General features: G+C 64.8%; 28 protein-coding genes and 2 tRNA genes. 21 read left to right on the top strand and 9 right to left on the bottom strand.

Annotated elements, in window-relative coordinates:
• Positions 1-148 precede the first annotated feature (148 nt).
• Positions 149-2,395: a hybrid sensor histidine kinase/response regulator gene (locus C442_RS07555; protein ID WP_008309224.1), complete on the top strand. Its 2,247-nt coding sequence runs from the start codon at positions 149-151 to the stop codon at positions 2,393-2,395.
• Positions 2,396-2,545: 150 nt separating this feature from the next.
• On the opposite strand, the gene C442_RS07550 is transcribed toward C442_RS07555, so the two are convergent.
• The 4 genes from C442_RS07550 to C442_RS07535 form a co-directional block, all read right to left on the bottom strand.
• Positions 2,546-2,980: a hypothetical protein gene (locus C442_RS07550; protein WP_008309222.1), complete on the bottom strand. Its 435-nt coding sequence runs from the start codon at positions 2,978-2,980 to the stop codon at positions 2,546-2,548.
• Positions 2,981-3,205: 225 nt separating this feature from the next.
• A complete protein-coding gene (locus C442_RS07545) occupies positions 3,206-3,508 on the bottom strand; it encodes a hypothetical protein (RefSeq protein ID WP_008309221.1) in 303 nt (100 codons plus the stop codon).
• Positions 3,501-4,517: a DUF7490 domain-containing protein gene (locus C442_RS07540; RefSeq protein WP_049942889.1), complete on the bottom strand. Its 1,017-nt coding sequence runs from the start codon at positions 4,515-4,517 to the stop codon at positions 3,501-3,503. The genes C442_RS07545 and C442_RS07540 overlap by 8 nt, the downstream gene beginning before the upstream one ends.
• A 77-nt stretch (positions 4,518-4,594) precedes the next feature.
• Positions 4,595-5,377, bottom strand: a complete 783-nt coding sequence (locus tag C442_RS07535) for a DUF2797 domain-containing protein (protein ID WP_008309219.1) — start codon at positions 5,375-5,377, stop codon at positions 4,595-4,597.
• 48 nt (positions 5,378-5,425) lie between these two features.
• Between C442_RS07535 and C442_RS07530 the strand changes: the two genes are divergently transcribed.
• Positions 5,426-5,881 (top strand): YbhB/YbcL family Raf kinase inhibitor-like protein, encoded by a 456-nt coding sequence (locus C442_RS07530; protein ID WP_008309218.1) that lies wholly within the window; start codon positions 5,426-5,428, stop codon positions 5,879-5,881.
• 8 nt (positions 5,882-5,889) lie between these two features.
• On the opposite strand, the gene C442_RS07525 is transcribed toward C442_RS07530, so the two are convergent.
• On the bottom strand, positions 5,890-6,816 hold the full coding sequence (locus C442_RS07525; RefSeq protein WP_008309217.1) for an NAD-dependent epimerase/dehydratase family protein: 927 nt from the start codon (positions 6,814-6,816) through the stop codon (positions 5,890-5,892).
• 117 nt (positions 6,817-6,933) lie between these two features.
• Between C442_RS07525 and C442_RS07520 the strand changes: the two genes are divergently transcribed.
• From C442_RS07520 to C442_RS07460, 13 genes are all read left to right on the top strand, one after another.
• Positions 6,934-7,596 carry a DsbA family protein gene (locus tag C442_RS07520; protein ID WP_008309215.1) on the top strand — a complete coding sequence of 221 codons (663 nt, stop codon included), beginning with the start codon at positions 6,934-6,936 and terminating at the stop codon, positions 7,594-7,596.
• A complete protein-coding gene (locus C442_RS07515; protein ID WP_008309214.1) occupies positions 7,593-8,132 on the top strand; it encodes a tRNA (cytidine(56)-2'-O)-methyltransferase in 540 nt (179 codons plus the stop codon). The genes C442_RS07520 and C442_RS07515 overlap by 4 nt, the downstream gene beginning before the upstream one ends.
• Before the next feature lie 58 nt (positions 8,133-8,190).
• Positions 8,191-9,543 (top strand): sulfatase, encoded by a 1,353-nt coding sequence (locus C442_RS07510; protein WP_008309212.1) that lies wholly within the window; start codon positions 8,191-8,193, stop codon positions 9,541-9,543.
• The gene (locus tag C442_RS07505; protein ID WP_008309211.1) at positions 9,540-10,094 is read left to right on the top strand and encodes a dihydrofolate reductase; all 555 of its coding nucleotides are present in this window, start codon (positions 9,540-9,542) and stop codon (positions 10,092-10,094) included. The genes C442_RS07510 and C442_RS07505 overlap by 4 nt, the downstream gene beginning before the upstream one ends.
• A gap of 96 nt (positions 10,095-10,190) precedes the next feature.
• Positions 10,191-10,442 (top strand): hypothetical protein, encoded by a 252-nt coding sequence (locus C442_RS07500; RefSeq protein WP_008309209.1) that lies wholly within the window; start codon positions 10,191-10,193, stop codon positions 10,440-10,442.
• A gap of 189 nt (positions 10,443-10,631) precedes the next feature.
• Positions 10,632-11,162, top strand: coding sequence for a transcription factor E (gene tfe / locus C442_RS07495; protein WP_008309207.1), 531 nt, complete (start codon positions 10,632-10,634; stop codon positions 11,160-11,162).
• A complete protein-coding gene (locus C442_RS07490; RefSeq protein ID WP_008309204.1) occupies positions 11,162-11,836 on the top strand; it encodes a DUF2110 family protein in 675 nt (224 codons plus the stop codon). Before tfe ends, C442_RS07490 begins: the two co-directional genes overlap by 1 nt.
• Positions 11,837-11,846: 10 nt before the next feature.
• A complete protein-coding gene (locus tag C442_RS07485) occupies positions 11,847-12,629 on the top strand; it encodes a DUF5803 family protein (protein WP_008309202.1) in 783 nt (260 codons plus the stop codon).
• Positions 12,630-12,710: 81 nt separating this feature from the next.
• Entirely contained in the window at positions 12,711-13,550 is an 840-nt protein-coding gene (locus tag C442_RS07480) for an NOP5/NOP56 family protein (RefSeq protein ID WP_008309200.1), read from the top strand.
• Positions 13,547-14,179 carry a fibrillarin-like rRNA/tRNA 2'-O-methyltransferase gene (locus C442_RS07475; protein WP_008309199.1) on the top strand — a complete coding sequence of 211 codons (633 nt, stop codon included), beginning with the start codon at positions 13,547-13,549 and terminating at the stop codon, positions 14,177-14,179. Before C442_RS07480 ends, C442_RS07475 begins: the two co-directional genes overlap by 4 nt.
• 107 nt (positions 14,180-14,286) lie before the next feature.
• Entirely contained in the window at positions 14,287-15,366 is a 1,080-nt protein-coding gene (locus tag C442_RS07470; RefSeq protein WP_008309198.1) for a glutamate--cysteine ligase, read from the top strand.
• A 112-nt stretch (positions 15,367-15,478) separates the two neighbouring features.
• Complete coding sequence (locus tag C442_RS07465; RefSeq protein WP_008309197.1) at positions 15,479-16,042, top strand: winged helix-turn-helix domain-containing protein; 564 nt, start codon at positions 15,479-15,481, stop codon at positions 16,040-16,042.
• A 69-nt stretch (positions 16,043-16,111) separates the two neighbouring features.
• Positions 16,112-16,600 (top strand): phosphopantetheine adenylyltransferase, encoded by a 489-nt coding sequence (locus tag C442_RS07460; RefSeq protein ID WP_008309196.1) that lies wholly within the window; start codon positions 16,112-16,114, stop codon positions 16,598-16,600.
• Here the strand turns inward: C442_RS07460 and C442_RS07455 are convergent, their stop codons facing one another.
• Positions 16,601-16,909, bottom strand: a complete 309-nt coding sequence (locus C442_RS07455) for a transcription initiation factor IIB family protein (protein ID WP_008309195.1) — start codon at positions 16,907-16,909, stop codon at positions 16,601-16,603. It lies immediately after the preceding gene.
• Between the two features lie 86 nt (positions 16,910-16,995).
• On the opposite strand from C442_RS07455, the gene C442_RS07450 reads away from it, so the two are divergent.
• Together C442_RS07450 and C442_RS07445 are read left to right on the top strand one after the other, a co-directional pair.
• Positions 16,996-17,080: transfer RNA gene (locus C442_RS07450), tRNA-Leu, on the top strand.
• A 320-nt stretch (positions 17,081-17,400) separates the two neighbouring features.
• On the top strand, positions 17,401-17,628 hold the full coding sequence (locus C442_RS07445; RefSeq protein WP_239642278.1) for a DUF7511 domain-containing protein: 228 nt from the start codon (positions 17,401-17,403) through the stop codon (positions 17,626-17,628).
• A 264-nt stretch (positions 17,629-17,892) separates the two neighbouring features.
• Here the strand turns inward: C442_RS07445 and C442_RS07440 are convergent.
• Positions 17,893-17,977, bottom strand: a tRNA-Leu gene (locus C442_RS07440).
• Between the two features lie 131 nt (positions 17,978-18,108).
• On the opposite strand from C442_RS07440, the gene C442_RS07435 reads away from it, so the two are divergent.
• Genes C442_RS07435 through C442_RS07425 form a run of 3 tightly spaced genes read left to right on the top strand, consistent with a single transcriptional unit; the run spans position 18,109 to position 20,368 of the window.
• On the top strand, positions 18,109-18,612 hold the full coding sequence (locus C442_RS07435) for a helix-turn-helix domain-containing protein (RefSeq protein ID WP_008309193.1): 504 nt from the start codon (positions 18,109-18,111) through the stop codon (positions 18,610-18,612).
• Between the two features lie 37 nt (positions 18,613-18,649).
• Positions 18,650-19,777, top strand: coding sequence for an acyl-CoA dehydrogenase family protein (locus C442_RS07430; protein WP_008309192.1), 1,128 nt, complete (start codon positions 18,650-18,652; stop codon positions 19,775-19,777).
• A gap of 48 nt (positions 19,778-19,825) precedes the next feature.
• Positions 19,826-20,368 carry an HAD family hydrolase gene (locus C442_RS07425; RefSeq protein WP_008309189.1) on the top strand — a complete coding sequence of 181 codons (543 nt, stop codon included), beginning with the start codon at positions 19,826-19,828 and terminating at the stop codon, positions 20,366-20,368.
• Here the strand turns inward: C442_RS07425 and C442_RS07420 are convergent.
• Positions 20,347-20,574 carry a DUF5822 domain-containing protein gene (locus C442_RS07420; protein WP_005534398.1) on the bottom strand — a complete coding sequence of 76 codons (228 nt, stop codon included), beginning with the start codon at positions 20,572-20,574 and terminating at the stop codon, positions 20,347-20,349. The two genes, C442_RS07425 and C442_RS07420, sit on opposite strands and share 22 nt — an antisense overlap.
• Positions 20,575-20,671: 97 nt before the next feature.
• On the opposite strand from C442_RS07420, the gene panB reads away from it, so the two are divergent.
• Positions 20,672-21,481, top strand: coding sequence for a 3-methyl-2-oxobutanoate hydroxymethyltransferase (panB, locus tag C442_RS07415; RefSeq protein WP_008309185.1), 810 nt, complete (start codon positions 20,672-20,674; stop codon positions 21,479-21,481).
• 12 nt (positions 21,482-21,493) lie between these two features.
• Here the strand turns inward: panB and coxB are convergent, their stop codons facing one another.
• Positions 21,494-22,231 carry a cytochrome c oxidase subunit II gene (coxB, locus tag C442_RS07410; protein ID WP_008309184.1) on the bottom strand — a complete coding sequence of 246 codons (738 nt, stop codon included), beginning with the start codon at positions 22,229-22,231 and terminating at the stop codon, positions 21,494-21,496.
• Positions 22,232-22,255 lie beyond the last annotated feature (24 nt).

The raw sequence follows: 22,255 nt of genomic DNA, 5'->3' as shown, positions 1-22,255 counted from the left end.
ACAGACAGAAAATATCAGAAAAGTGTGATATTCTTCGGGACGAAATATATCCCAGAATGACCGTTAACGGCGTCGATATGTCACCTTCTGAGCACAGAGACGGTCTTTTAACTCGGCGTCCTGTAATGTGTGACTACTGGGCAAAGTTATGACTGATATCGCTGGGACGATGCGTATTCTCCACGTCGACGACGAGCCGGGATTCGCCGACATGACGGCGACGTTTCTCGAACGCGAGGACGACCGGCTGGACGTGCAGGCCGCGACGAGCGCCGCGGCGGGACTGGAAATCCTGACCGACACCGACATCGACTGCGTCGTCTCCGACTACGACATGCCCGACCGGAACGGGATTCAGTTCCTCGAAGCCGTCCGTGAGAAGTACGGTTCGCTCCCCTTCATTCTCTACACCGGCAAAGGCTCCGAAGAGATCGCCAGCGACGCGATCTCGGCCGGCGTCACCGACTATCTGCAGAAGGGGAGCGGCACCGACCAGTACGCGGTGCTCGCCAACAGAATCACGAACGCTGTCGAGTCTCAGCGCGTCAAGCGGGAGCGTAACCGCCAGCTCGATGCTATCGAGACCGCACAGGAGGGGATCAGCATCCTCGACGAAGACGGCCAGTTCATTTTCGTCAACGAGGCCTACGCCGACCTCTACGGCTACGAACCGGACGAGATGGTCGGCGAACACTGGGAGCTGCTGTACGAAGATACGGATGTTCCACACGTCCACGAAGAGATAATGCCGACTGTCGAAGAAACCGGGTACTGGAGCGGGACGACGACCGGGCTCCGCGCCGACGGGAGCACGTTCACCGAAGACCACGTACTCGCGCGGACCGACCGTGGTGAGTTAGTCTGTACTGTCCGGGATGTCACCGATCAGCGAGACGGTGAACAGGAACTCGCCCGAACCAAACGTGCCATGGACGAGGCACCGGTCGGGATTACGATTACCAGCCCCGAACAGGAGGATAACCCGATCACCTACGCGAACAGGCGGTTTCTGGAGCTGACCGGCTACACGGAGTCTGAGGTCCTCGGCCGAAACTGCCGGTTCCTGCAGGGCGAGGAGACCGAGTCCGAGCCAGTCGACACGATGCGAGCGGCCGTTGACGAGGACGAACCCGTGTCGGTCGAACTCCGGAACTACCGGAAGGACGGAACGATGTTCTGGAATCAGGTGACTATCGCCCCGGTCCGCGACGACGACGGCACAGTCGTCAACCACGTCGGGTTCCAGCAGGACATTACTGAACGGAAGGAACACGAACACCGCCTCAAAGCGCTCAGTGAGTCGGTACAGGACCTCCTTCAGGCAGACACACGCGAGGAAGTCGCCGAGATCGGCGTCGAGACGGCGCGCACCGTGCTCGGGCTCGAAGCGAACACGATCCACCTCTACGACCCGGACGAACGGACCCTCGAACCGATCGCCGCCTCCGACGGAGTGTATGATATAGTTGACGAATTGCCAACATTCAGGCCGGGAGACAGCATCGCGTGGCGCGTCTACGAGTCCGGCGACGCACTCGCTATCGATGACGTCCATGCAGATCGGGACGTCTATAACCAGGACACGCCGGTCAGAAGCGAGCTATTTCTCCCCCTCAGCGGGCACGGAATCCTGTTGGCCGGATCAGAGACAGCCGCGGCGTTCGACCAGCAGGACGTCGTCCTCGGGGAGATTCTGGCCGGGCACGTCACCAGCGCGCTCAACCAGATCGAAGGAACCGAACAGTTACGCGACCGCGAGCGGGACCTCAAACAGCACAACGACCGGCTCGAAGCGTTTACCAGCGTCGTCTCGCACGACCTGCGGAATCCGCTGAACGTCGCCCGGGGACGACTGCAACTGGCACGCGAGGAGTGCGAGAGCGAGCATCTGGCCGCTGTCGAGCGGGCACACGAGCGGATGGACACGCTGATAACGGATCTGCTCACACTGGCACGCGACGGTGAGACCGTGACCGACCGGGAGCCGGTCGCGCTCGAACTGCTCGTGGATAGTTGCTGGTCGAACGTCGAGACGGCCGATGCCACGCTCGTCACAGATATCGACCGGACCGTCCTGGCAAACGAGAGCCGTCTGAAGCAGCTATTCGAGAACCTCGTTCGGAACGCGGTCGAGCACGCCGGACCGGACGTGACCGTGACGGTCGGGGCGGTAGACGACGGGTTCTTCGTCGCGGACGACGGCCCCGGAATCCCCGAGAAGGACCGTGAGGCGGTGTTCGAAGCCGGTTACTCGACGAGCACGGAGGGGACCGGGTTCGGGCTGAGTATCGCCAGACAGGTCGCAGAGGCACACGGCTGGGAGATAAGCGTTCGCGACAGTGCAGACGGCGGCGCACGCTTCGAAATCACCGGCGTCTCGTTTGGCGATGTGTAGCGACTGGCGGGGCGTCCTTTTGCAGTCTTACTGGCAGCCGCACAGAGACGGCCGTCGCCTCGCCACCGTTCGATGATGAGCGACGCTAGCTATCAGGAGCAGATATCTCTGTCCCGTTCGGCCGCAAAAACGTCGGCAGGTCGTGTTCCGTTAGTCTTCGAGCGCGTCGGCGATGCGGTCGAGTGAGCGTCGCATGTCGTGGACTTCGTCCCGGAGCTTTCGCATCTCGCGGGTGAGCTCTTCGTTGTCGCTGCTGCCCGATTCCTCGTGCTGCCCTGGCGGGCCGCCGCCCATGCCGCCGGGGCCGCCCGGACCGGGACCGCCGGGGCCGCCGCCCATCATGCCGCCCATCATCTGCGCGAAGGGGTTGCCCCCGCCCATGCCGCCGGGGCCGCCGCCACCGCCCATCATCTCTTCCATGCGCTCTTCGCGGCTCATCTCTTCGCCGTCGCCCTCGCCTTCTTCGCGCTCCTCGGCGCGCTGCTGTCGGATCTCCTCGACCCGCTCGCGGAAGGACTTCTCCTCGCCGCCGTCCTCGGTCGCGTCCGCCGATTCGTCAGCGTTTTCGGGTTCGTCGTCTGCCATACGCCCGGTTTTGGTTGGCCCGCTGAAAAGGGTTGTCGTCCGAAGACAGGCCGCGTAAACGGCCGGCCAGCGAGGGACGCTGGTCCGGAGAATCGTGCCGTCTTCGGGGGGTCGTCGCCCCGGTACAGTTAGCCAGACTCAGATCATCGATGGCGCTGCAACTCGTCTGAGACCTCGGAACACTGAAACGGCGACTGCGGGCGCTTGATATGGATGGTATCGGGCTCAGGCGAGCCGTCGGACCAGCACCGAGAGGCCAAGCCCACAGGCGAGCACCACGGCGAGGTTGAACGCCGCGTTGAAAAGCGGTCGATACCGGTCAGTGACGAACGTATCAATCGCCGACGACGCGGAGAAGTAGAACTGCAGTGTCGCGATGAGCGCAACGAGCGTGAGAATAGCGAACACTGCCCACTGCGCGTAGACAGCTATTGCCGGACCGGAGTCGTCGTCCGACTCGTCAACAGTATCGCCGGTCTCCGCGTCGATATCCTGTGCCACTGTGTCGGTATTGGAGGTATCACTCATTGGTCTGTCTCCGTGCGATGAGGAGCGCGCTTGCGAGGACCGCAATCAGTCCGATCAGCGCCGTGAAGCCGGGACCTTCCCCGGCCGCGGTCTGCTGTGGTCCGTCCATCTCTCGTTCTTCGGGGCGGTCCTGCTCGAAGTCGCTGGACTGGAAGCCGACTTCCTGTCGGGTTTCGTTCTCCTGGAGACGCTCCGTCGGATGGAGGTTCGCCGGGGAGCTCTCCGTCCCGACGATGACGCTGTCGGAGAGCAGCATGCCGTCGAGCCAGTAGTTGTAGCCGTCAGGCACCGTCAGTTGGGTTCTGACGATCTCAGTCCGACCGGGTCGAATCTGGCCGACCCGCACGGTCGACTCGTCGGCGATGACGTTCGAGTCGGCCTGCCGCGCTCGGAGCCGGAGCGAGAGGTCATCAGACGGGTCGTTGCCGGCGTTCGTGACGTACACTGAGACGTTCAGTGTCGTCCGGTTGTCCGAGACGCCGTCGATTCGGTAGGTGATGGAATCGAGCGGGACGCCGGCGTTCTCGAACCGCTGGAAGGTCACGGTACTGCGGGCGTACGCCGGCGTGAGCGCGTCGACGTTCTGAACCGACTGCTGACCGGTCTCGACGCGGTTCCCGTTCTCGTAGACGATTGTGTCGATCCGATAGCCGCCCGCCCGCTCGACCGTGATGTTCGACCGCACCGATACCTCTCGTTCCCCTTCGATTGTGCCGACCGACTGCCGCGTCGTCGTCGCGACGAGGCCAGTGTCCGCGTCGATGGCCCGCGTCTCGACGGTGACGTTCTCGGCGGGACCGCCGCGGTGCGAGAGCCGAGCGTCGATAGAGAGCGTCACTGTCTGGCCGTCGACCGACGCCGGTTCGATGGTCGTCTCGCGGAGGTCGAGATAGCTCTCGCGAACGTTGTCCTGGGGTTCGGAGAGCGCGCCGGGGACCGCTGTTGCGCCGATGAGCATGGCCAGGACGACCGCGACCACGCCACCGGTCAGGAGGGTTTCACGTCGCACACGAGGATGGGCAACAGCCGCCACTAAATGTCTTCTGCACAGACAAGTGCGGATTACAGCGACGCCAGTCTCGCGTGTTACCTGAACGCGCCGAGACTCGACTGGAGATCGCGGTCCGTTCCGCCGTCTGTGAGTTCGTAGCCGACGAGCTGTCGGAGGTCGACGGCGTAGACGCTCCCGTTGTTCGCAAGCACGGCGACTCGCCCCTTCGTCCCCCGGACAGTCCCCGTCGCCAGGGTTTCGGCCATCGGACGGTCCGAGAGGTCGAGCCCGTATTCGAAATCGTAGGTTGTCAGCGGGTCGTAGCGCTCACAGAGCGACGCCCACCAGTCGGTGTCGACGGACTGGTCGAAGCCCGCTATTTTGGTGGGTACTCTGACCCGGTCCCCCAACTCGACGGCGATGTCGGCCTCGACCTGCCGGGCGATTCGGCCGTCGGCGACGGTCTGGAGGTGGGCGGCCCTGTCGGCCCCCTGCTCGCGGAGGCGGGTCTCCAGTCGCCAGGATCGGGTGACGCCGACCTTGACGACGTCCGGCGCAAACGCCGCCAGATACACCGCGTGTTCCTCGTCACACGTTTCGAGCGGCTTGTTGCAGTCCCCGGTACAGCGGGCACACGGCCAGATGTCCGTGTGTTCTGGACAGCACGGCGCGGGGTCGTTGTCGCATCGAAAATGCTGCTCCCCGTCCACCGCGCCGGCGCAGTGGCGCTCCCCGAGCGTATAGGAGAGTTCGGTTCCCGGGTCAAGTCGCTCAGTAGTGACGCTCCCGTCCTCGGCTAACAGGAGCGCGGCGTGTTCGTCGACCCGTGCGCGGTAGCCCACGACCTGCACGTCCGGCGGTTCGGCGCGGAGCCGCAAATGGCTGCCGGGACGACGTTTTTGTGTTTGTCTGTCAAATATCCGTACATGGCAGACCTACAGCTCCGGAGTCCGGCCTTCGACGACGGCGAGCGCATCCCCGAGGAACACGGCTACTCGGCAGCGAACACGAACCCCCCGCTGGAAGTCGAGAACGTCCCGTCGAACGCGTCGTCGCTCCTCCTCATCGTCGACGACCCGGACGCCGAGGAGCCGGCCGGGAAGGTGTGGGACCACTGGCTCATCTGGAACATCCCGCCGGATATCGACCGGATTCCGGGGGGATGGCGGCCCGACGAGGCCACAGAGGGACAGAACGACTTCGGCGAGGTCGGCTGGGGCGGTCCGAGCCCGCCGGACCGGGAGCACACGTACCGTTTCCTGCTGTACGCACTAGACACGACGCTCGACCTCTCGCCGGCAGCGGACAAGGACGACGTGTACGACGCGGCCAGCGGCCACGTCGTCGATAAAGCGCAGCTGAACGGTACGTACCCAGCCTGACGCCGCGCTCAGAGTTCTTCGAGTAGTTCGCGGGTCGACTGCCGCACCGCGTCGTCGCTCGACTGTTCGGGTTCCCAGCCTAGCGCCGAGAGTTTGTCGACGGAGAGGCGCATCCGCGGGACGTCGCCGGTCCAGCCGCGGTCACCGCCGGTGTATTCGTACTCGGGGTCGATGTCCATTTCGTCGGCGACGATGCTGGCGATGCGGTCGACTGACGTGGTGGTCCGCGTCCCGAGATTGAACACGTTGTGGTCCTTGTCGGCGTGTTCGACGGCGAACAGCATCGCGTCGATGCACTCGGAGATGTGCATGTAGGACTTCTCCTGGCGGCCGTCGCCGAGAATCGTCAGCGTCGACGAGTCTTCGGTGAGCTTCTCGATGAAATCGGGAATAACCGCGCCGCGCAGGCGCGGGCCGACGATGTTCGCAAACCGGAACACCCAGGACTGGATGTCGTGGCTGTGGGCGTACGTCGAGACGAGCGACTCCTCGGCGAGTTTCGTCGCACCGTAGACGCTGATCGGTTCGAGCGGCGCGTAATCCTCCGGAGTCGGCCGCGGCGCTTCGCCGTACACAGTAGATGACGACGTAAACACGAGGTTCTCGACGCCGGCCTCCTGCATCCGTTCGAGGATGTTGTACGTGATGTCGCTGTTGTCCTCGAACTGTCGGCGGGGCGTGTCCGTGTCGACCAGTTTCGACGCCGCGAGGTGGACGACGAGGTCGACATCGCTCGTGATGGCCTCGGCGACGACGTCGGGGTCGGTGAGGTCACCATCCAGATAGGTCGCGTCCTCGTGGACCCACTCTGATTGCCCGTTCGCTTCGTTGTCGACGACCACTACGTCGTTGTCCGGAACGAGGCGCTCGACCAGGTGCGACCCGATAAAGCCCGCCCCGCCGGTGACGACTATTCGTTTCTCTGATACGTCCATAGGTGCGATGCTTCCCATGCGAGAAAAAACGTTGTGGTCGCGGCCGATTCCGGCGGAGTCGGTAGGCAAGTAACGGATGACAACGTCGTTTTATAGCTTCCCCTGTGAGAGTCGGCTATGACTCGATTCACTCGCCGCGGGCTGCTGGCGGCCACCGTCGGCGCTGTCGGCGCGATCGCCGGCTGTTCCGGCGGTAGCTCGGAGTCGGAATCAGCCGGGACAACGGAGACGGCAACTCCCCTTCCCGGCCAGCCGCTCTCGACGCCTGTCGCGGGCGACCCCGAAGCTGACGTGACCGTTGCAGTGTACGAGGACTACGCCTGTCCACATTGTGCGACCTACTCGGAGTCCGTTTTCCCGCAGCTCAGCGACGACTACCTCGTTGACGGAACCGTCCGCTACGAGCACCACGACTTCCCGATTCCGGTCGACGAGGAAGTCTCGTGGCAGGCCGCAAGCGCCGCGCGCGCCGTTCAAGATAACGTCGGCGCGGAGGCCTTCTTCACGTATTCCAAGCGCCTGTTCGCGAACCAGAACCAGCTTGGCCCAGACACCTACGCCGAACTGACGGAGGGGCTGGACGTCGACGGCGAAACGGTTCGAGCGGCTGCGACGGGAGAACTGTACCGCCCGACAGTCTCCGGCGACCGCGATGCTGGTATCGACCGCGGCGTTCAGGGGACTCCGACGGTGTTCGTCAACGACGAGCGGGTCGAGTGGAGCGAAATCGCCTATGAGCCCGTCCGGTCAGCTATCGAAGCGGCACGGAGCGACGGATGAGAGAGTCGCCGCAGGTGACGGTGCTCCGACTGGGTCACCGGCCCGGCCGGGACGAGCGGATGACGACCCATGTCGGGCTGACCGCTCGCGCGCTCGGGGCTGACAAGGTCGTGCTGGCCAACGCCGCACGCAATCAGGCCGACACCGTCATCGACATCACCGACCGCTTTGGCGGCCCCTTCGACGTGGCCTCGACCGAGGAGCCAAAGCGGCTCATCCGCGATTTCGAGGGTCGCGTCGTCCATCTGACGATGTACGGCGAACCGGTGCAGGATATCGAGGACGAGGTCCGCGAGGCCCACGCCGAGGACCCACTGCTTGTCGTCGTCGGCGCGGAGAAAGTCCCCTTCGAGGTTTACGAACACGCCGACTGGAACGTCGGCGTCACCAACCAGCCACACTCCGAAGTCGCTTCCCTGGCCGTCTTCCTCGACCGCCTCTTCGAGGGCCGGGAACTGGACCGCGAGTGGGAGAACCCCGAGAGAGTCGTCGTCCCGCAGGAAACCGGCAAACGAGTCGTCGACCCCGACGAGTAGCGATACCCACGCAGTTGTGCCGCGGGCCTTTTATCGCTCGACGCTAACTGTGGTGCAGATGTCGCGTCACAACGTGTTGGTCGTCGTCGCCGACAGTCTCCGCGCCCGGAACACCTCCGTCCTGGGCTATCGCCGGGAGACGACGCCCTTTCTCGACGCTTTCGCTGAGGAGGCGACGGTGTACACGCAGGCTCGCAGCCCGAGCAACTGGACCGTCCCCAGCCACGTCAGTCTGTTCACGGGCCACGAGGTCCACGAACACGGCGTCGACCACAGCGCTAGACTCGACGCCGGCCACACGATCTTCGAGGAACTGGCAGCAGCGGGCTATGACACGGGGTTGTTCTCCGACAATCCGTTCCTGACTGACCACGAGTCGGGGCTTGACGAAGTGTTTCAAACCGCCGTCGGTTCGCCCGAGCAGTACGACTCAGCCTACGAGACGAACGGCTCGCTGGGCGACTGGCCAAACGGCTTCTGGTACGCCGACCGGACGCTGGAGTGGATTGACGAGCGTGAGAGCGAGTGGGCCGCCTGCATCAATCTGATGGACACCCACCGCCCGTACGAACCGCTCGCCGAGTACGACGAGTGGAGCGACGAGCGCTCCCGCGAACTCCAGGAGTCGATGGGGTTCAAGTGGCACTGGGAGTTCCTCTCGGGGAACCTGTCGCTTGGCTTTGCCAGCATTCTCGAACAGATATACGACGGCGCGGTCCGGCAGGCCGACGCCATCTTCGAGACGCTCATCCGCGGACTGGACGAGCAGGGCGTCCTCGACGACACGCTGGTCGTCTTCGCCGGTGACCACGGCGAGGGCTTCGGCGAACCGACGGCGATTCCCGAGGAACCGCCGGCCGTCAGCCACCGTATCGGGACCCACGACGCGATGTACCACGTCCCGCTCGTCGTCCGTGCCCCCGGCCAGCGGCACGGACACCGCGTGACCGATCTGGCGACGCTCAGCCGCTTCCCCGACGCCGTCCGCGCGATGGCGCTCGGCGACGGCAACGCGGACGGCCCGGCCTTCGCCTCGCCGAACGGGACCGTCGTCGCGTCCCAGGCCCCCGTCGGCCCGGCGATGCGTGAGGAAGCCGAGCGAATCTGTGGCGACGCCGCACCCTTTGCGAAGCATGCCCGACTGGTCTACCACGACCGGCCCGGCGACGAGGTCCGAAAGCGGGCGGCGTGGGGCGACAGCGCCCACGAATCTGTCATCAAGGGCTGTGGGGGTACGACCGAGGACAGCGATATCGACGCCGCTGTCGTCCGGAACCACTTCGACAGCGACCGGTACGCCGACGTGGATATCGCGACGCCGCTCGACGGATACACCGAGTTCGAGGACGCGTCCGACACACAGTTCGCCGGGGCGCTCGACGACCGACTGGAGGCACTTGGTTACAAATGACAGCACCCCACACCGAACTGGTCCTCGTAGTCGCAGCCGACGAGAACAACGTCATCGGCCTGGACGGCGGCGTCCCCTGGCACTATCCCGAGGACGTGCGCCAGTACAAGGACCGCATCGCGGGCCACCCGGTCATCCTCGGCCGCCGGACGTTCGATTCGATGGACCCGCTCCCGGACTGTTACACCGTCGTCTTGACGAGTGACGACAGCCGGAGCGCCGACTCGGAGACGGTCGAGTACGCCACGACGCCGCAGATAGCCGTCGATGCTGCCGCCCGCGCCGGCGCGACTGAGGCGTTCAGCGGTGACGGCACTGGAACGGGCGACTCGCCACCGATCACCTACGTCATCGGCGGCGAGGCGGTGTACGACCTGTTCCTCCCGTTCGCAAGCCGGGTTTTCCTCAGCCGCATCCACGAGCGCAACGATGGGGACCGCTACTTCCCGGACCTGGGAGCGGAATGGACGGAGTTGACCCGGGAGTCCCACGACGGGTTCGACGTTATCGAATACGAACAGGCGTCGCCGCGACCGCTCGACGGCCTCTGACAGCTCGTCAGGGGAAAACCGACTAGAGTTGTCACTGTCTGGGAAATCACAGCTATTAAAGTAATACAAGTGACTAGTATATTGTAACAACTCGCGATGCTAGACAAAATCAAAAAATCCGTATCGGACGCGCTATCGGGTGGGAAGCGGCAGTCGGACAACGGACCACAGGCCGGAACAGTGACGGAGAAACGCGTTCAGGCCAGCTCTGCCGGCGATAGCGGTACGGACGCGGCCGACCAACCTGAATCGAATCTTTACGAGTGCCCCTCCTGTGACTCCGTCTTCGTCGCTATCGACAAAGAGACCTGTTCCTCCTGTCGGACCTCGGTCGAGAAAATCGAATAGCGGTTTTTCGCAGTTGAAACGGCGCTTTCGGTTTCAGTGGAACGAAGAAGCGACTGCTGTCCGTCGTTGTTGCCCGTCTGCAGGCACATCGGGAACTCCCCGACAGCATCATGGCCCCGCCCTCTGCGTCAGCGTTCGAGAGAGGACGACCCGATGGTTTTAACCACATGACTCCCGGATGTGCGGGTAATGGCTTTTGAGGAACTCTTGGAGGACCCCGTCATACAGAAGTACCTCCACGAGCTGGTCGGACCGAAAGGGATGCCGGTCGCCGCCGCGCCGCCGGACGGCGAAGTGACCGACGAGGAACTGGCCGAGGAGCTCGGGCTCGAACTGAACGACGTGCGCAGAGCGCTGTTTATCCTCTACGAGAACGACCTGGCGACGTACCGCCGGCTCCGCGACGAGGACTCCGGGTGGCTCACGTACCTCTGGACGTTCCAGTACGAGAAGATCCCCGAACAACTGCAAGAGGAGATGTACCGCCTGCTCGACGGCCTCGAAGAGCGCCGCGAGTACGAGCGGGAAAACGAGTTCTACCTCTGTGAGCACTGCGGCATCCGCTTCGAGTTCGGCGAGGCGATGGAGTTCGGCTTCGAGTGCCCCGAATGTGGCAACCAGGTCGAGACGATGGAGAACACCCGTCTCGTCACCGCGATGGAGAACCGCATCGACGAGCTCAGAGACGAACTGAACGCTGACGTGGACGTGGAAGCCTGATGGTCGTTCTCGGTACAAAAGTGTACGTCGCCGGCGACGCCCGGGACCGTACGCTCGACGGACTGCGCTCGATGGTCGGCAACGAACTCGGTGACCTCGACGTGGAGTACGACATCGGCCTCCGGGACGACGAGTTCCCGACGGTGACCGTCGACGGCCCCGACGAGACCGTCGCGAAGAACCTGCTGCGCGAGGAGTTCGGCGAGATGGTCGCCGACCACGAGGACGGCGAGACGTACGTCGGAACGCTCGATAGCTGGGACGAGGACGGGTTCGTCCTCGACGTCGGCTTCGGGCAGACGGTCCGGATTCCGGCCGATCAGCTCGGTCTCGGGCAGGGGACGCCGACCCAGATCCGGAAACGGTTCGGACTGGTCCAGCACCTCCCGCTCCGGTTCGTCGCCGGCGACCCAGCACGCCTCGCGGAGGTCGAGCAGGACCGCCTGTACGAGTGGACCCGTGGCGACAACGGTCGCATCAACGCGAACAGCGTCACGCGCTCTGAGGCGCGCGCGACGGTCAACCGCGCCGGCCACGCACAGGACATCGTCACTGTCGAACGAATCGGCCTGTTAGAACAGAGCATCATCTGCAACCCGGACACCGACCCGCCGGGGCTGCTCGCCGACATCGGGCAGTACATGCCGTCGGAGCTGCTGGCAATCGTGCCCTGACTTTCGAGCTATGAAACGCCGTCACCTCCTGTTGGTCGCCGTTCTCGCACTGGTCGCCCTTTCGGGGTGTAGCGGCTTCTTCGGCTCCGAAGAGGTCGACCCGGAGCGGTTGAACGAGAACGCGAGCTACGACTGGAACACCTCCGCTGACGGGACAATCGTCATCGAGGAGTCGAAGTACACTGCCGTCTACGCCGTCGAAAACGAAACGACGTTCGACGTGTACACCGTCGACGGCCTCGGGCGCGAGCGGAGCGTCCCCATCAGTGCGCTTCGATTCCGGTACGCGAACGGGACAGTCGTTAGCCCCGCAAACTCCTCGCTGAGCGCTTCGGAGAGTCGCCAGCGAACGACAGTCAATCTCTCCGGGAACGTCTCCGGAAAGGTGGGTTACTCGGTCGCTCGGACTGGCAAGCGCTTTGGCTCACCGACGCTCGTCGAGGACGGTTCGTACACGGTCGTCCTTCCGCCTAATACCGGGGCAGGGATTCCGTTCCTCTCGCGGATCAGTCCCGGTGGCTACGAGTCCGAGACTGTCGACGGTCAGCAGGTCATCCGCTGGGACGAGGTGACCTCCGACCAGATCGTCGTCCGGTACTACCTCGACCGCGACCTGTGGCTGTTCGGCGGCCTGTCGGCCATCGCCACCGTTATCGGCGTCGTGGGGACGCTGTACTACTATCGGCAGTTGCAGGAAGTGATTCGCCGACGCAAGGAGGCCGGTATCGACCTCGAAGAGGACGACGGTGACGACGACCCGCGGGACCGTGGTCCGCCGCCAGGGATGCGTTGAGGCCGGATCGAAAGCGAGATCCGACGCGTTTCGCAGGCGCTAACCGGGTCACTTTTTCGCGTCGGGCGTACACACACGGCTATGAGCAACGGGTGGTTCGCCGGGCTGGACCCGGACGACGACGCGGCCGCTGTCGAACAGATAGAGGCCGGGCGAGCCGAGACGCCGGAGGACTGGCCACAGCAGGCCGTCGAGGCGGGGTTCGCAGACGACGAAGCGGCCTACTACGACCGCCTGCACGAGGTGACGATGGCGGCCACCAGCACGGCGGTCGCCGAACGGGAGGGCGCTGACGATCAGCAGCTCGTCCACGCTGTCCGGGCGATGGCCGACTGCGAGCGGACGGCCAACGAACTCGCCGAGCGGGTCGCCGAGTGGGGCGGGAGCCGGCACGGTGACAGCGGGAGCGGCGTCGAGTACGCCCGCTCGCTGGCCGACCGGACCGACGAGGACGAGGGAGACACCGCACTCCGGGCACTCGCCGAACAGACGGCCGAGCTAGCTGACGAGGCGGACTCACTCCGGGCGTACATCGAGCGGACCGCGCCCGCCGTCGCGCCGAACCTCTCGATGCTGGCCGGGCCAGTGCTTGCGGCCCGCCTGATTTCACTGGCCGGCGGGCTCGAAGCACTGGCGAAGAAACCGAGCGGGACGGTGCAGGTTCTCGGTGCAGAGGACGCGCTGTTCGCCCACCTCAAAGGGAACGCGCCGTCGCCGAAACACGGCGTCATCTTCACACACGAGTATGTGCGCGGGACCCGTCGTGAGGACCGCGGGTCAGCAGCGCGGGCATTCGCCGGAAAGCTCTCGATTGCCGCCCGTATCGACCACTATAGCGGCGACCGCCGGCCGGACTTGCAGGCGGAACTCGACGAACGAATCGAACGGATTCAGGCGCGGGCCGAGGAGGGCGACGAATGACGCTCCCGACTGGCGTCGAGCGCCACGACTTCGACGGCGAGACGAGCCTCGCCACGCAGGGGCAGCCGGTGTACGGCGAGCGGACCGACGGCGACTGGCGGCGGTGGGACCCGCACCGCTCGAAGCTCGGCGCGATGCTCGAACAGGGGATGGACACCGGTCTGGAGGGCGGCGAGACCGTCCTGTACCTCGGCGCGGCGGCCGGGACGACCGTGAGTCACGTCGCTGATTTCGGCGGCCCGACCTACGCCGTCGAGTTCGCGCCCCGGCCCGTGCGGGAACTGCTGGACGCCGCGGAGAGCCGGCGGAATCTCTTCCCGCTGCTCAAGGACGCACGCAAGCCCGAGAGCTACGCCCACGTCGTCGAACCGGTCGACGTCGTCGTGCAGGACGTGGCGACCAGGGGGCAGGCCCGGGTGGCGACGCTCAACAAACAGTTCCTGACTGACGACGGGCGACTCCTCGCGGCTATCAAAGCCAGAAGCGAAGACGTGACCGCCGACCCCGACGCCGTGTTCGACAGCGTGCGTACGGAACTCAGCGCTGAGTACGAACTGCTTGAGACGGCGCGTCTGGACCCGTTCCACGAGGACCACCTCGGTATCGTTGCCCGGCCGCGAGAGGACTAGTTGGGATTGGTACCGCCCGCGAGAATCGCCCGAGACGGAATCCAGTTGTGCGGGCTGAGCGGGCGGGGACGGAAGGCTTTACCGGGTCGATTCCGATGTGCTGAGTAATGGACGCGACGGGATCTGCCGAGCATTTTACCCGGATGGGGACGCTCGGCATCGAGGAAGAGTTCTACGTCGTCGACGAGTTCGGTCGCCCGACGTCTGGCACGGACGAACTCGTCTACGAGACGGAGCCGCCTGCGGTTCTCGACGGTCGGCTCGACCACGAACTGTTCAAGTGCGTTATCGAGACGCAGACGCCGCGTATCGACGACCCGACCGACGCTGGTGAGCATCTTCGGTCAGTCCGGGATGCGCTGGTCGACCACGCCGAAGCGAACGGGTTCGGTATCGCGGCGGCGGGCCTGCATCCGCTGGCGAAATGGCGCGAACTCGAACATGCCGAGAAGCCCCGGTACAAGTCCCAGCTAGACCGAATCCAGTACCCACAGCACCGCAACACGACCGCGGGCCTGCACGTCCACGTCGGCGTTGACGACGCCGACAAGGCCGTCTGGGTGGCGAACGAACTCCGCTGGCATCTCCCGTTGATGCTTGCGCTGTCGGCCAACTCGCCGTACTGGAACGGCTTCGACACCGGGCTGCAGTCCGCCCGCGGGAAGATATTCGAGGGCCTGCCCAACACCGGGATGCCGACGGCGTTCGACGACTACGACGCCTTCGAGACCTACGAACGGCGGATGCTCGAAACTGGCAGTATCGACGACCGCGGCGAACTCTGGTTCGACGTTCGGCCCCATTCCGGCCACGGTACTGTCGAGGTACGTGCTCCGGACGGGCAAGCCGACCCGGACCGGGTGCTGGCCTTCGTCGAGTACGTCCGCGAACTCGTCGTCGATCTCGCCGAGCGCTACGAAGACGGGGAGTCCGACCGGCGACTCCGCCGGGAGTTCCTCGACGAGAACAAGTGGCGCGCGATCCGCCACGGCCAGTCCGCGGAACTGATATCGCGTGACCTCTCGACGACGCGCTCGGTCGAGGAACTGGTCGAGATGGAAAGCGACCGGCTGGGTATCGACGGACTGTGGGAGCTGTACGACCGCGAAAGCGGCGCCGAGCGACAGCGCCGGCTTCGTGCGGAGGAGGGCGTCATGGCGCTCGCTGACTCGCTTCGCCTGTCCTGATCTGGGCTGTCGTCCGCGGCCGGACTTGACTGCTCGATACTGCGGAGCGACAGGAGAGTCTGAGCCAAGGGTTTTTATCCAGCTGTAGCTTTTGTCCTCACAGAGACAACGCATGTCTGCAGACGACAACGATCACGACGACCCCGAGGACACAGGCGATGTCCGTGAACGAATCGAACAGGAGGCGGACCGCGCGGTCGAGCAGTTCGACGAAGGGATCGTCGACCTGCTGGCGTGGGTGCTCGACACGGAAACGCGGGCGCGGATCTACGTCCACCTGCGACAACATTCCGAGAGCACCAGCGAGGAGATAGCTGAGGGGACCGGTCTGTATCCGAGCACGGTCCGCGAGGCCCTGGCGGCGCTCACCGAGGAGGAGGTCGTGACCCGCCAGAAGCGTGAGAGCGACGGTGCGGGCAACAACCCCTACGAGTACAGCGCTATTCCGCCGAGCGACCTCGTCAACACCATCGTCGGTGACATCCAGTCGGAACTGAACACGGTGTTCAACCTCGACGACCACATCGGCGGCGAAACGACGCTGGAACCCGACGACGAGCCCGTGACGATTTCGGTCGAGGACGCGGACGACGACGCCACCGACACCGATGCAAGCGGGGAAGCAGGCGACGATGCGGGCGACTCCGAGGACGAAGACGACGGCCCCGCTGTGTAGTCAAAGCCGGCTCCGGCGACCGTTTCGCGAGTCGATATTACTAAACCTACCCGCGCCGTTGCCCGGGATATGAATGTCGCGCTGGGGGGAACGTTCGACCCGATTCACGACGGACACCGCGCGCTGTTCGAACGCGCATTCGAACTCGGGGACGTGACAGTTGGCCTCACCAGCGACGACCTCGCGCCGAAGACGCGCCACGACCAGCGCCACGTTCGGCCGTTCAGCGAACGGAAATCTGCACTCGCCGACGAACTCGCGATGCTCGCCGCCGACCAGGAGCGCGAATGGGCGGTCCGGGAACTCACCGAGCCGACCGGTATCGCCACGGAGCCGCAGTTCGACACGCTCGTCGTCTCGCCCGAGACGGAGACCGGCGGCCGCCGCATCAACGAAATCCGCGAGGAGCGGGGCCACGACCCGCTCGAAATCGAAGTCGTCCCGCACGTCCGCGCCGAGGACGGCGACATCATCTCTTCGACCCGGATCGTCGAGGGCGAAATCGACGAACACGGGAACCTCACGCCGAACCGCACCGGCCGTCAGAACATTTCGTAGCTACCAGCCCGGCGCTTCCAGCCCGGCCGTCTCCAGCAGGTCCTTCCAGCGCTGTTGAATCGTCAACCGGGAGACGCCAGTCGCCTCCGCGACAGCGGACTGGGACCGCTCCTCGCCGGCGACCAGCGCGGCGACGTACACGCTGGCAGCCATTGTCGCCTGTTTCGACCGGTCTTCCTCGGGAACTGTCGAGAGGAACAGGTCGACCGCGTGGGACCGCGCCTCCGTCCCGAGGTCGAGCCTGTCCGACGCGGCTTCGATGTCGGAGAGCCACTCGTCGTGCTCGATTCGGTCACTGGCGCGGTACATACAGCGTCGTTGGTCCCCATCCTACCTAAACCTTCGTCGCCCGCAAGCGAAGGGTTCTTGATGCCAACGCGGATACCGACTGGTGCGCGCGGGTTGCCGAGCCAGGCCAAAGGCGTAGCGCTTAGGACGCTATCCCGTAGGGGTCCGCCGGTTCGAATCCGGTCCCGCGCATTTCTCGGCTCGAACAACTCGTGAGAGCCGTGGATGCGGTATGAGGATTCGAAGCACGGAACGAGCGAACAAAGTGAGCGACGTTCAGGCGGTTCGAATCCGGTCCCGCGCATTCTTGCTGCGAGCAAACCGCGAGCAGCAGAATCGCCAGCGGATTCCGAACCCTGGGAGTCGCAGCGGCCGAGCAACGCGAGGCCGACCGTCTCCATCCGGTTCGAATCCGGTCCCGCACACCGCTCTACCCGAACAGTTACTGGGGCGATAGCATCCACCGCCTCTACTGGCTGATTCTCACACCGCAGGAATCACAACTGCCGCTTATGAGGAGTGTCCACGTCGTTTCAAACGAGGGACTGACGATGTCGGTGTATGACCCACTCCGTGATTCGTCTGCTCGCCCCGCGGGATCGGCTCGCTTCGACTATGCGGTTGACGACGCGGACAATCCGACAGAGCTCACTGTCTTCAGCGATCAGGACGACGAGCTCCCCACCCACTGGATTTCGGTCGACATCGAGCACGCGGTCGCGCTCGACGAGATGCGGTGAGCGAGGAGTGGGCTCGCTCAGGCTCGCGGTCATCTATTTTGACGAGAGACGGGACAGCGAGCGCTCTGGAAGCGTTGTGTCCGAAGTAAGTTTGCGTGGGTGCAGTCCCAAGGGAATGCACCTGCGCTCTGAGAGTGCGTGGGACCGGATTCGAACCGGAGCAAGAAATGCTCGCTCACAACAGTTCGCTGCGCGTTCCTCGCAAGGTTCGAATTCGCTCCGACCGATATGCAGAGCGCTCACGATATGTTCGCGCTCAGAGAATGCGTGGGACCGGATTCGAACCGGCGGACCCCTACGGGACAGCGCCCTCAACGCTGCGCCGTTGGCCTGGCTTGGCTACCCACGCGCGCTCTTGCTGAGTGCATTCAACCGTTCCCGGTGGGTCAATAAAAGCGCTTTCGTTTAGACCCGCCCCGGGAGGGTGTGTCACTCGCGCGAACCGGACGTTTGAAATATCACGAAACCGCTACGGGGGGCATGGCCAAATACTCGACCGGCAGTGGTGGCGATAGCGCCGGCGGGAGCTGTGAGCTCTGCGGTAGCGACGGCGGCGACCTCCAGACCGCGAACGTCGCTGGTGCGACCCTCCAGGTGTGTGACAGCTGTGCGCGTGACCACGGGGAAAACGAGCGAACGACGGGCAGTGACAGCTCGCGCGACGGGCAGAACCGGAAACGCAAAGCCGCACAGAACGCGGCGAAGATGCAGGACGCACAGCAGGCCGACACGTCTCACTGGGAGGACGGGGCCGACTACGACGACGACCAGCTCCCGTATCTGGTCAGCGAGTACGGCGAGCGCGTGACGGAGGCGCGTCAGGACGAGGGCCTCCAGACGGGCGAACTGGCCGAGGAACTCGAACTCGACGAAGCGGACATCCTCGCTGTTGAGCAGGGGCGCGCGACGCAGGCGAACGTCGGTGGGTCGACGATCAAGGCACTCGAACAGTACCTCGACATCGACCTCGTCGAGTCCAACTGACCCCGAATATTTTCGTGACTCCGGTGTAACGGTCGGTATGGATCTCTCCGCTGAGCAGCGAGCCATCCGCGACACCGTTCGAGAGTTCGCCGTCGAGGACATCCGTCCGAAAGCCGCCGATGCCGACCGCGAGCAGTCCTTTCCCGAAGAGTGCTGGGACGGGCTCGCGGATATCGACATCACTGGGCTGACGACACCGGCCGAATACGGCGGCTTCGACGCCGACAAGCCGACGTACGCGCTGGTCAACGAGGAGCTCGCGTACGGGTCGCTTGCGGTCGCGACGGCCCTGTCGGTCCACTGCCTCGCGACATCGTGTATCGCGCAGTTCGGCTCCGAAACCGTTCAGGACGACTGGCTCCCCGACATGGCCGACGGCCGCCCGGTCGGCGCGTTCGCGCTCTCGGAGCCACAGGCCGGGTCGAACCCGCGGGAGATGTCGACCACCGCCCGGCGCGACGGCGACGAGTACGTCATCGACGGCGAGAAACAGTGGATTACCAACGGCAAGCGGTCGGGTGTCGTCATCGTCTTCGCGAAGACCGACCCCGACGACCCGGATTCGATAACACAGTTCCTCGTGCCGAAAGACACCGAGGGGCTCACCGTTGGCGAGAAAGAGGACAAACTCGGGCTCCGTGCGAGCGACACGACCCCGCTCCAGTTCGACGGCGTCCGCGTGCCCGAGCGCTACCAACTGACCGAGGAGGGCAAGGGACTGGCCGCGGCGCTGTCGATTCTGACGACCGGTCGGGTCGCCATCGCCGCGCAGGCCGTCGGACTCGCACAGTCCGCGCTCGACGAGGCCCTCGACTACGCACAGGAGCGCGAGCAGTTCGACCAGCCGATCAGCGAGTTCCAGACGATTCAGCACAAGCTCGCGGACATGGCGACGAACGTGCAGGCGGCGCGGCTGTTGACGTGGGAGGCCGCACAGCAACTGGAACGCGGCGAGCGAGCGAGAGCGGCGGCGAGCATGGCGAAGTACTTCGCGAGCGAGACGGCGGTGGACGTGGCCAACGAGGCGATCCAGATCCACGGCGGCTACGGCTACACGACGGACTACCCAGTCGAGCGCTTCTACCGCGATGCGAAGGTGACTACCATCTACGAGGGGACTAGCGAAATCCAGCAGAACATTATCGCACAAGACTTGCTGGAGTGAGTTCGAGGGGGCGAAGCGGTTTTGCGGGCGTCGCCCCTATCGTTTGATGTGACACACGACGCCGTCATCTACGACCTCGACGGGACGCTCGTCAGGCTGGCTGTCGACTGGGGTACGGTGACCAGCGACGTCGCGACGGTCCTGCGGGAACGAAACGTCGACCCCGAGAACCGCGACCTCTGGGAGATGTTGACGCTGTCCTCGGAAACCGGCCACCGTGACGCCGTCGAAGCAGCCATCACCGACCACGAGCGGACCGGTGCGCACGAGTCGGAGCGACTGACCCTCGCCGACGGCCTTCCACACAGCGTTCCCGTCGGCGTTTGCTCGCTCAACGCCGAGGAGGCGTGTCGGGCCGCGCTGGCTGTCCATGACCTCGACAGTCACGTTGGGCCGGTCGTCGGCCGTGACACCGTCGAGTCACCGAAACCTGACCCGGAGGGTCTGCTGGCGATTGCCGAAGAAATCGGGGTCGACCCCGGCGCGGCCGTGTTCGTCGGCGATTCAGAGAGCGACGCGACGGCCGCCCGGCGGGCCGGGATGGCGTTCGAGTGGGCGAGCGAGTTCGATCAGGCCCGGTATCGCGCGTAGAGGTAGACGCAGACGGCCGTCAAGAACCAGATGAGCGCGCCGACGCGGACCGCGAACATCGCCCGCGCGGTCCAGGTCTGGAGCGTGACCGCGGTCGACGCGAGCACGACGAGCGGCGAGCCGACCAGGATCGTCGTCACGAACGTGACCTGCATCACCCACCCGAAGTCCACGCCGTCCGGGTCCGTCTTCTCGACTGTTGGCACGGCTGATGGTACAGCTAGGTACGGCAAGCACCTTGCGGTTTCCCGAGCGAACTGCGCAACCCGAACAGGTAAGGCGCAGGCGCGCCCCCGCTCGGATATGCCAACTGTCCGGGACCTGCAGGCGATGGCTGGTGAGGAGCCGATCACGATGCTGACAGCGTACGACGCTGTGACCGCGAGCATCGTTGACGACACCGGCGTGGACGTCATTCTCGTCGGCGACAGTATGGGGAACGCCGTCCTCGGCCACGACGACACGCTCCCGGTCACGCTCGACGAGATGGCCTCACGGGTCGGAGCGGTCGCACGCGGTGCGGACGACGCGCTGGTCGTCGCCGATATGCCGTTTCTCTCCTTCGGGGCGAACGAGAGCGAGAGCATCCAGAACTGCGGGCGAATGCTGAAAGAAGAGGGCGCGAACGCGGTCAAACTCGAATCCGGGCCACACACCGTCGAGCTGACCGAGCGGCTGACGGAGCTGGGCATCCCGACGATGGCCCACCTCGGACTCACGCCACAGAGCGTGAACCAGACCGGCTACACGAGGCAGGCGACCGGCCGCGAGGAGGCAGAGGAGATCCTCGAACTCGCGCGTGAGCACGAGGCCGCCGGCGCGTTCGCGCTGGTGCTCGAACACATCCCGGCCAACCTCGCCGCTCAGGTCACTGAGGCCGTCGACATCCCGACAATTGGTATCGGTGCTGGCGGCGACTGCGACGGTCAGGTACTCGTGTTCACTGACGTGGTCGGCCTCTCCGAGTCCAGTCCGCCTTTCGCCGAGCAGTTCGGCGACGTTCGCGGCGAGGTCGCCGACGCCGTCGACGAGTACATCGACGCCGTCGAATCCGGCGAGTTCCCGGCTGAGTCCCACAGCCACACCGAGGGTGAACTCGACGACCTGTACTGACGCTTTTCACGCCTACTCAGCAGTCCGGTAGTCGGCCGAAGCCGTCTGATTCTCCATCCAGGCGTCGTAGGCGGACTGGTTCTTGACGACGACAGTGGCGTTCATCTTGCTGTGTCCGGCCCCGCACATCTCGGCGCAGTACAGCCGGTATTCGCCGGGTTCGGTCGCGTGCGTTCGGGCCGTTATCGTCCGGCCGGGGAAGATGTCCTGTTTGACGCCCAGTTGCGGGACGTAGATGGCGTGGATCACGTCCGTCGTCCGCAGCCTGAACGTGACGTTCCTGTCCGCTGGAAGGACCAGCCGTTCTTCAGTCGTGACGTTCGCCTCGGTGTAGGAGAACTCCCACCCCCACTGGTAGGCGAGCACGTCTATCTCCGTATCGTCCGCGAAGGCGTCCCCCTCGTCGGCGGATATCTCGGCCGCTGCAGGCGTGATGTAGGGGTTAGCCATCACCACGAACGCCGAGATCCCGACGAAGACAAGTATTGCGCCCGTCGCGGCCGTCCAGGTCACCTCTAGCGCCGGGTCGTCGACCGTCGGTTGCGGGTCGTCGTTGTTCCGGAACCGGTAGATCACGTACACGAGCGTAAGTTCGACGAACAACGTCAACGGCAGAGCGACGTACAGGAGCTGTTCGTTGAGGTCGTCGATAGCCGCCCTGTTGACCGACTGCGCTGTGGCTGGGGCAGCAAGTAGTGAGAGCCCGACCACGACAAGGCCCGCCTGAATCACGCGTCGTCGGAGACGCATTGTCACACTGTACCAATCGCCGTG

The sequence above is a fragment of the Haloarcula amylolytica JCM 13557 genome (assembly GCF_000336615.1).
Taxonomy (GTDB): Archaea; Halobacteriota; Halobacteria; order Halobacteriales; family Haloarculaceae; genus Haloarcula; species Haloarcula amylolytica.
The sequence above is the reverse complement of the archived record's forward strand: the minus strand, read 5'-3'. Positions and strand labels throughout refer to the sequence as shown.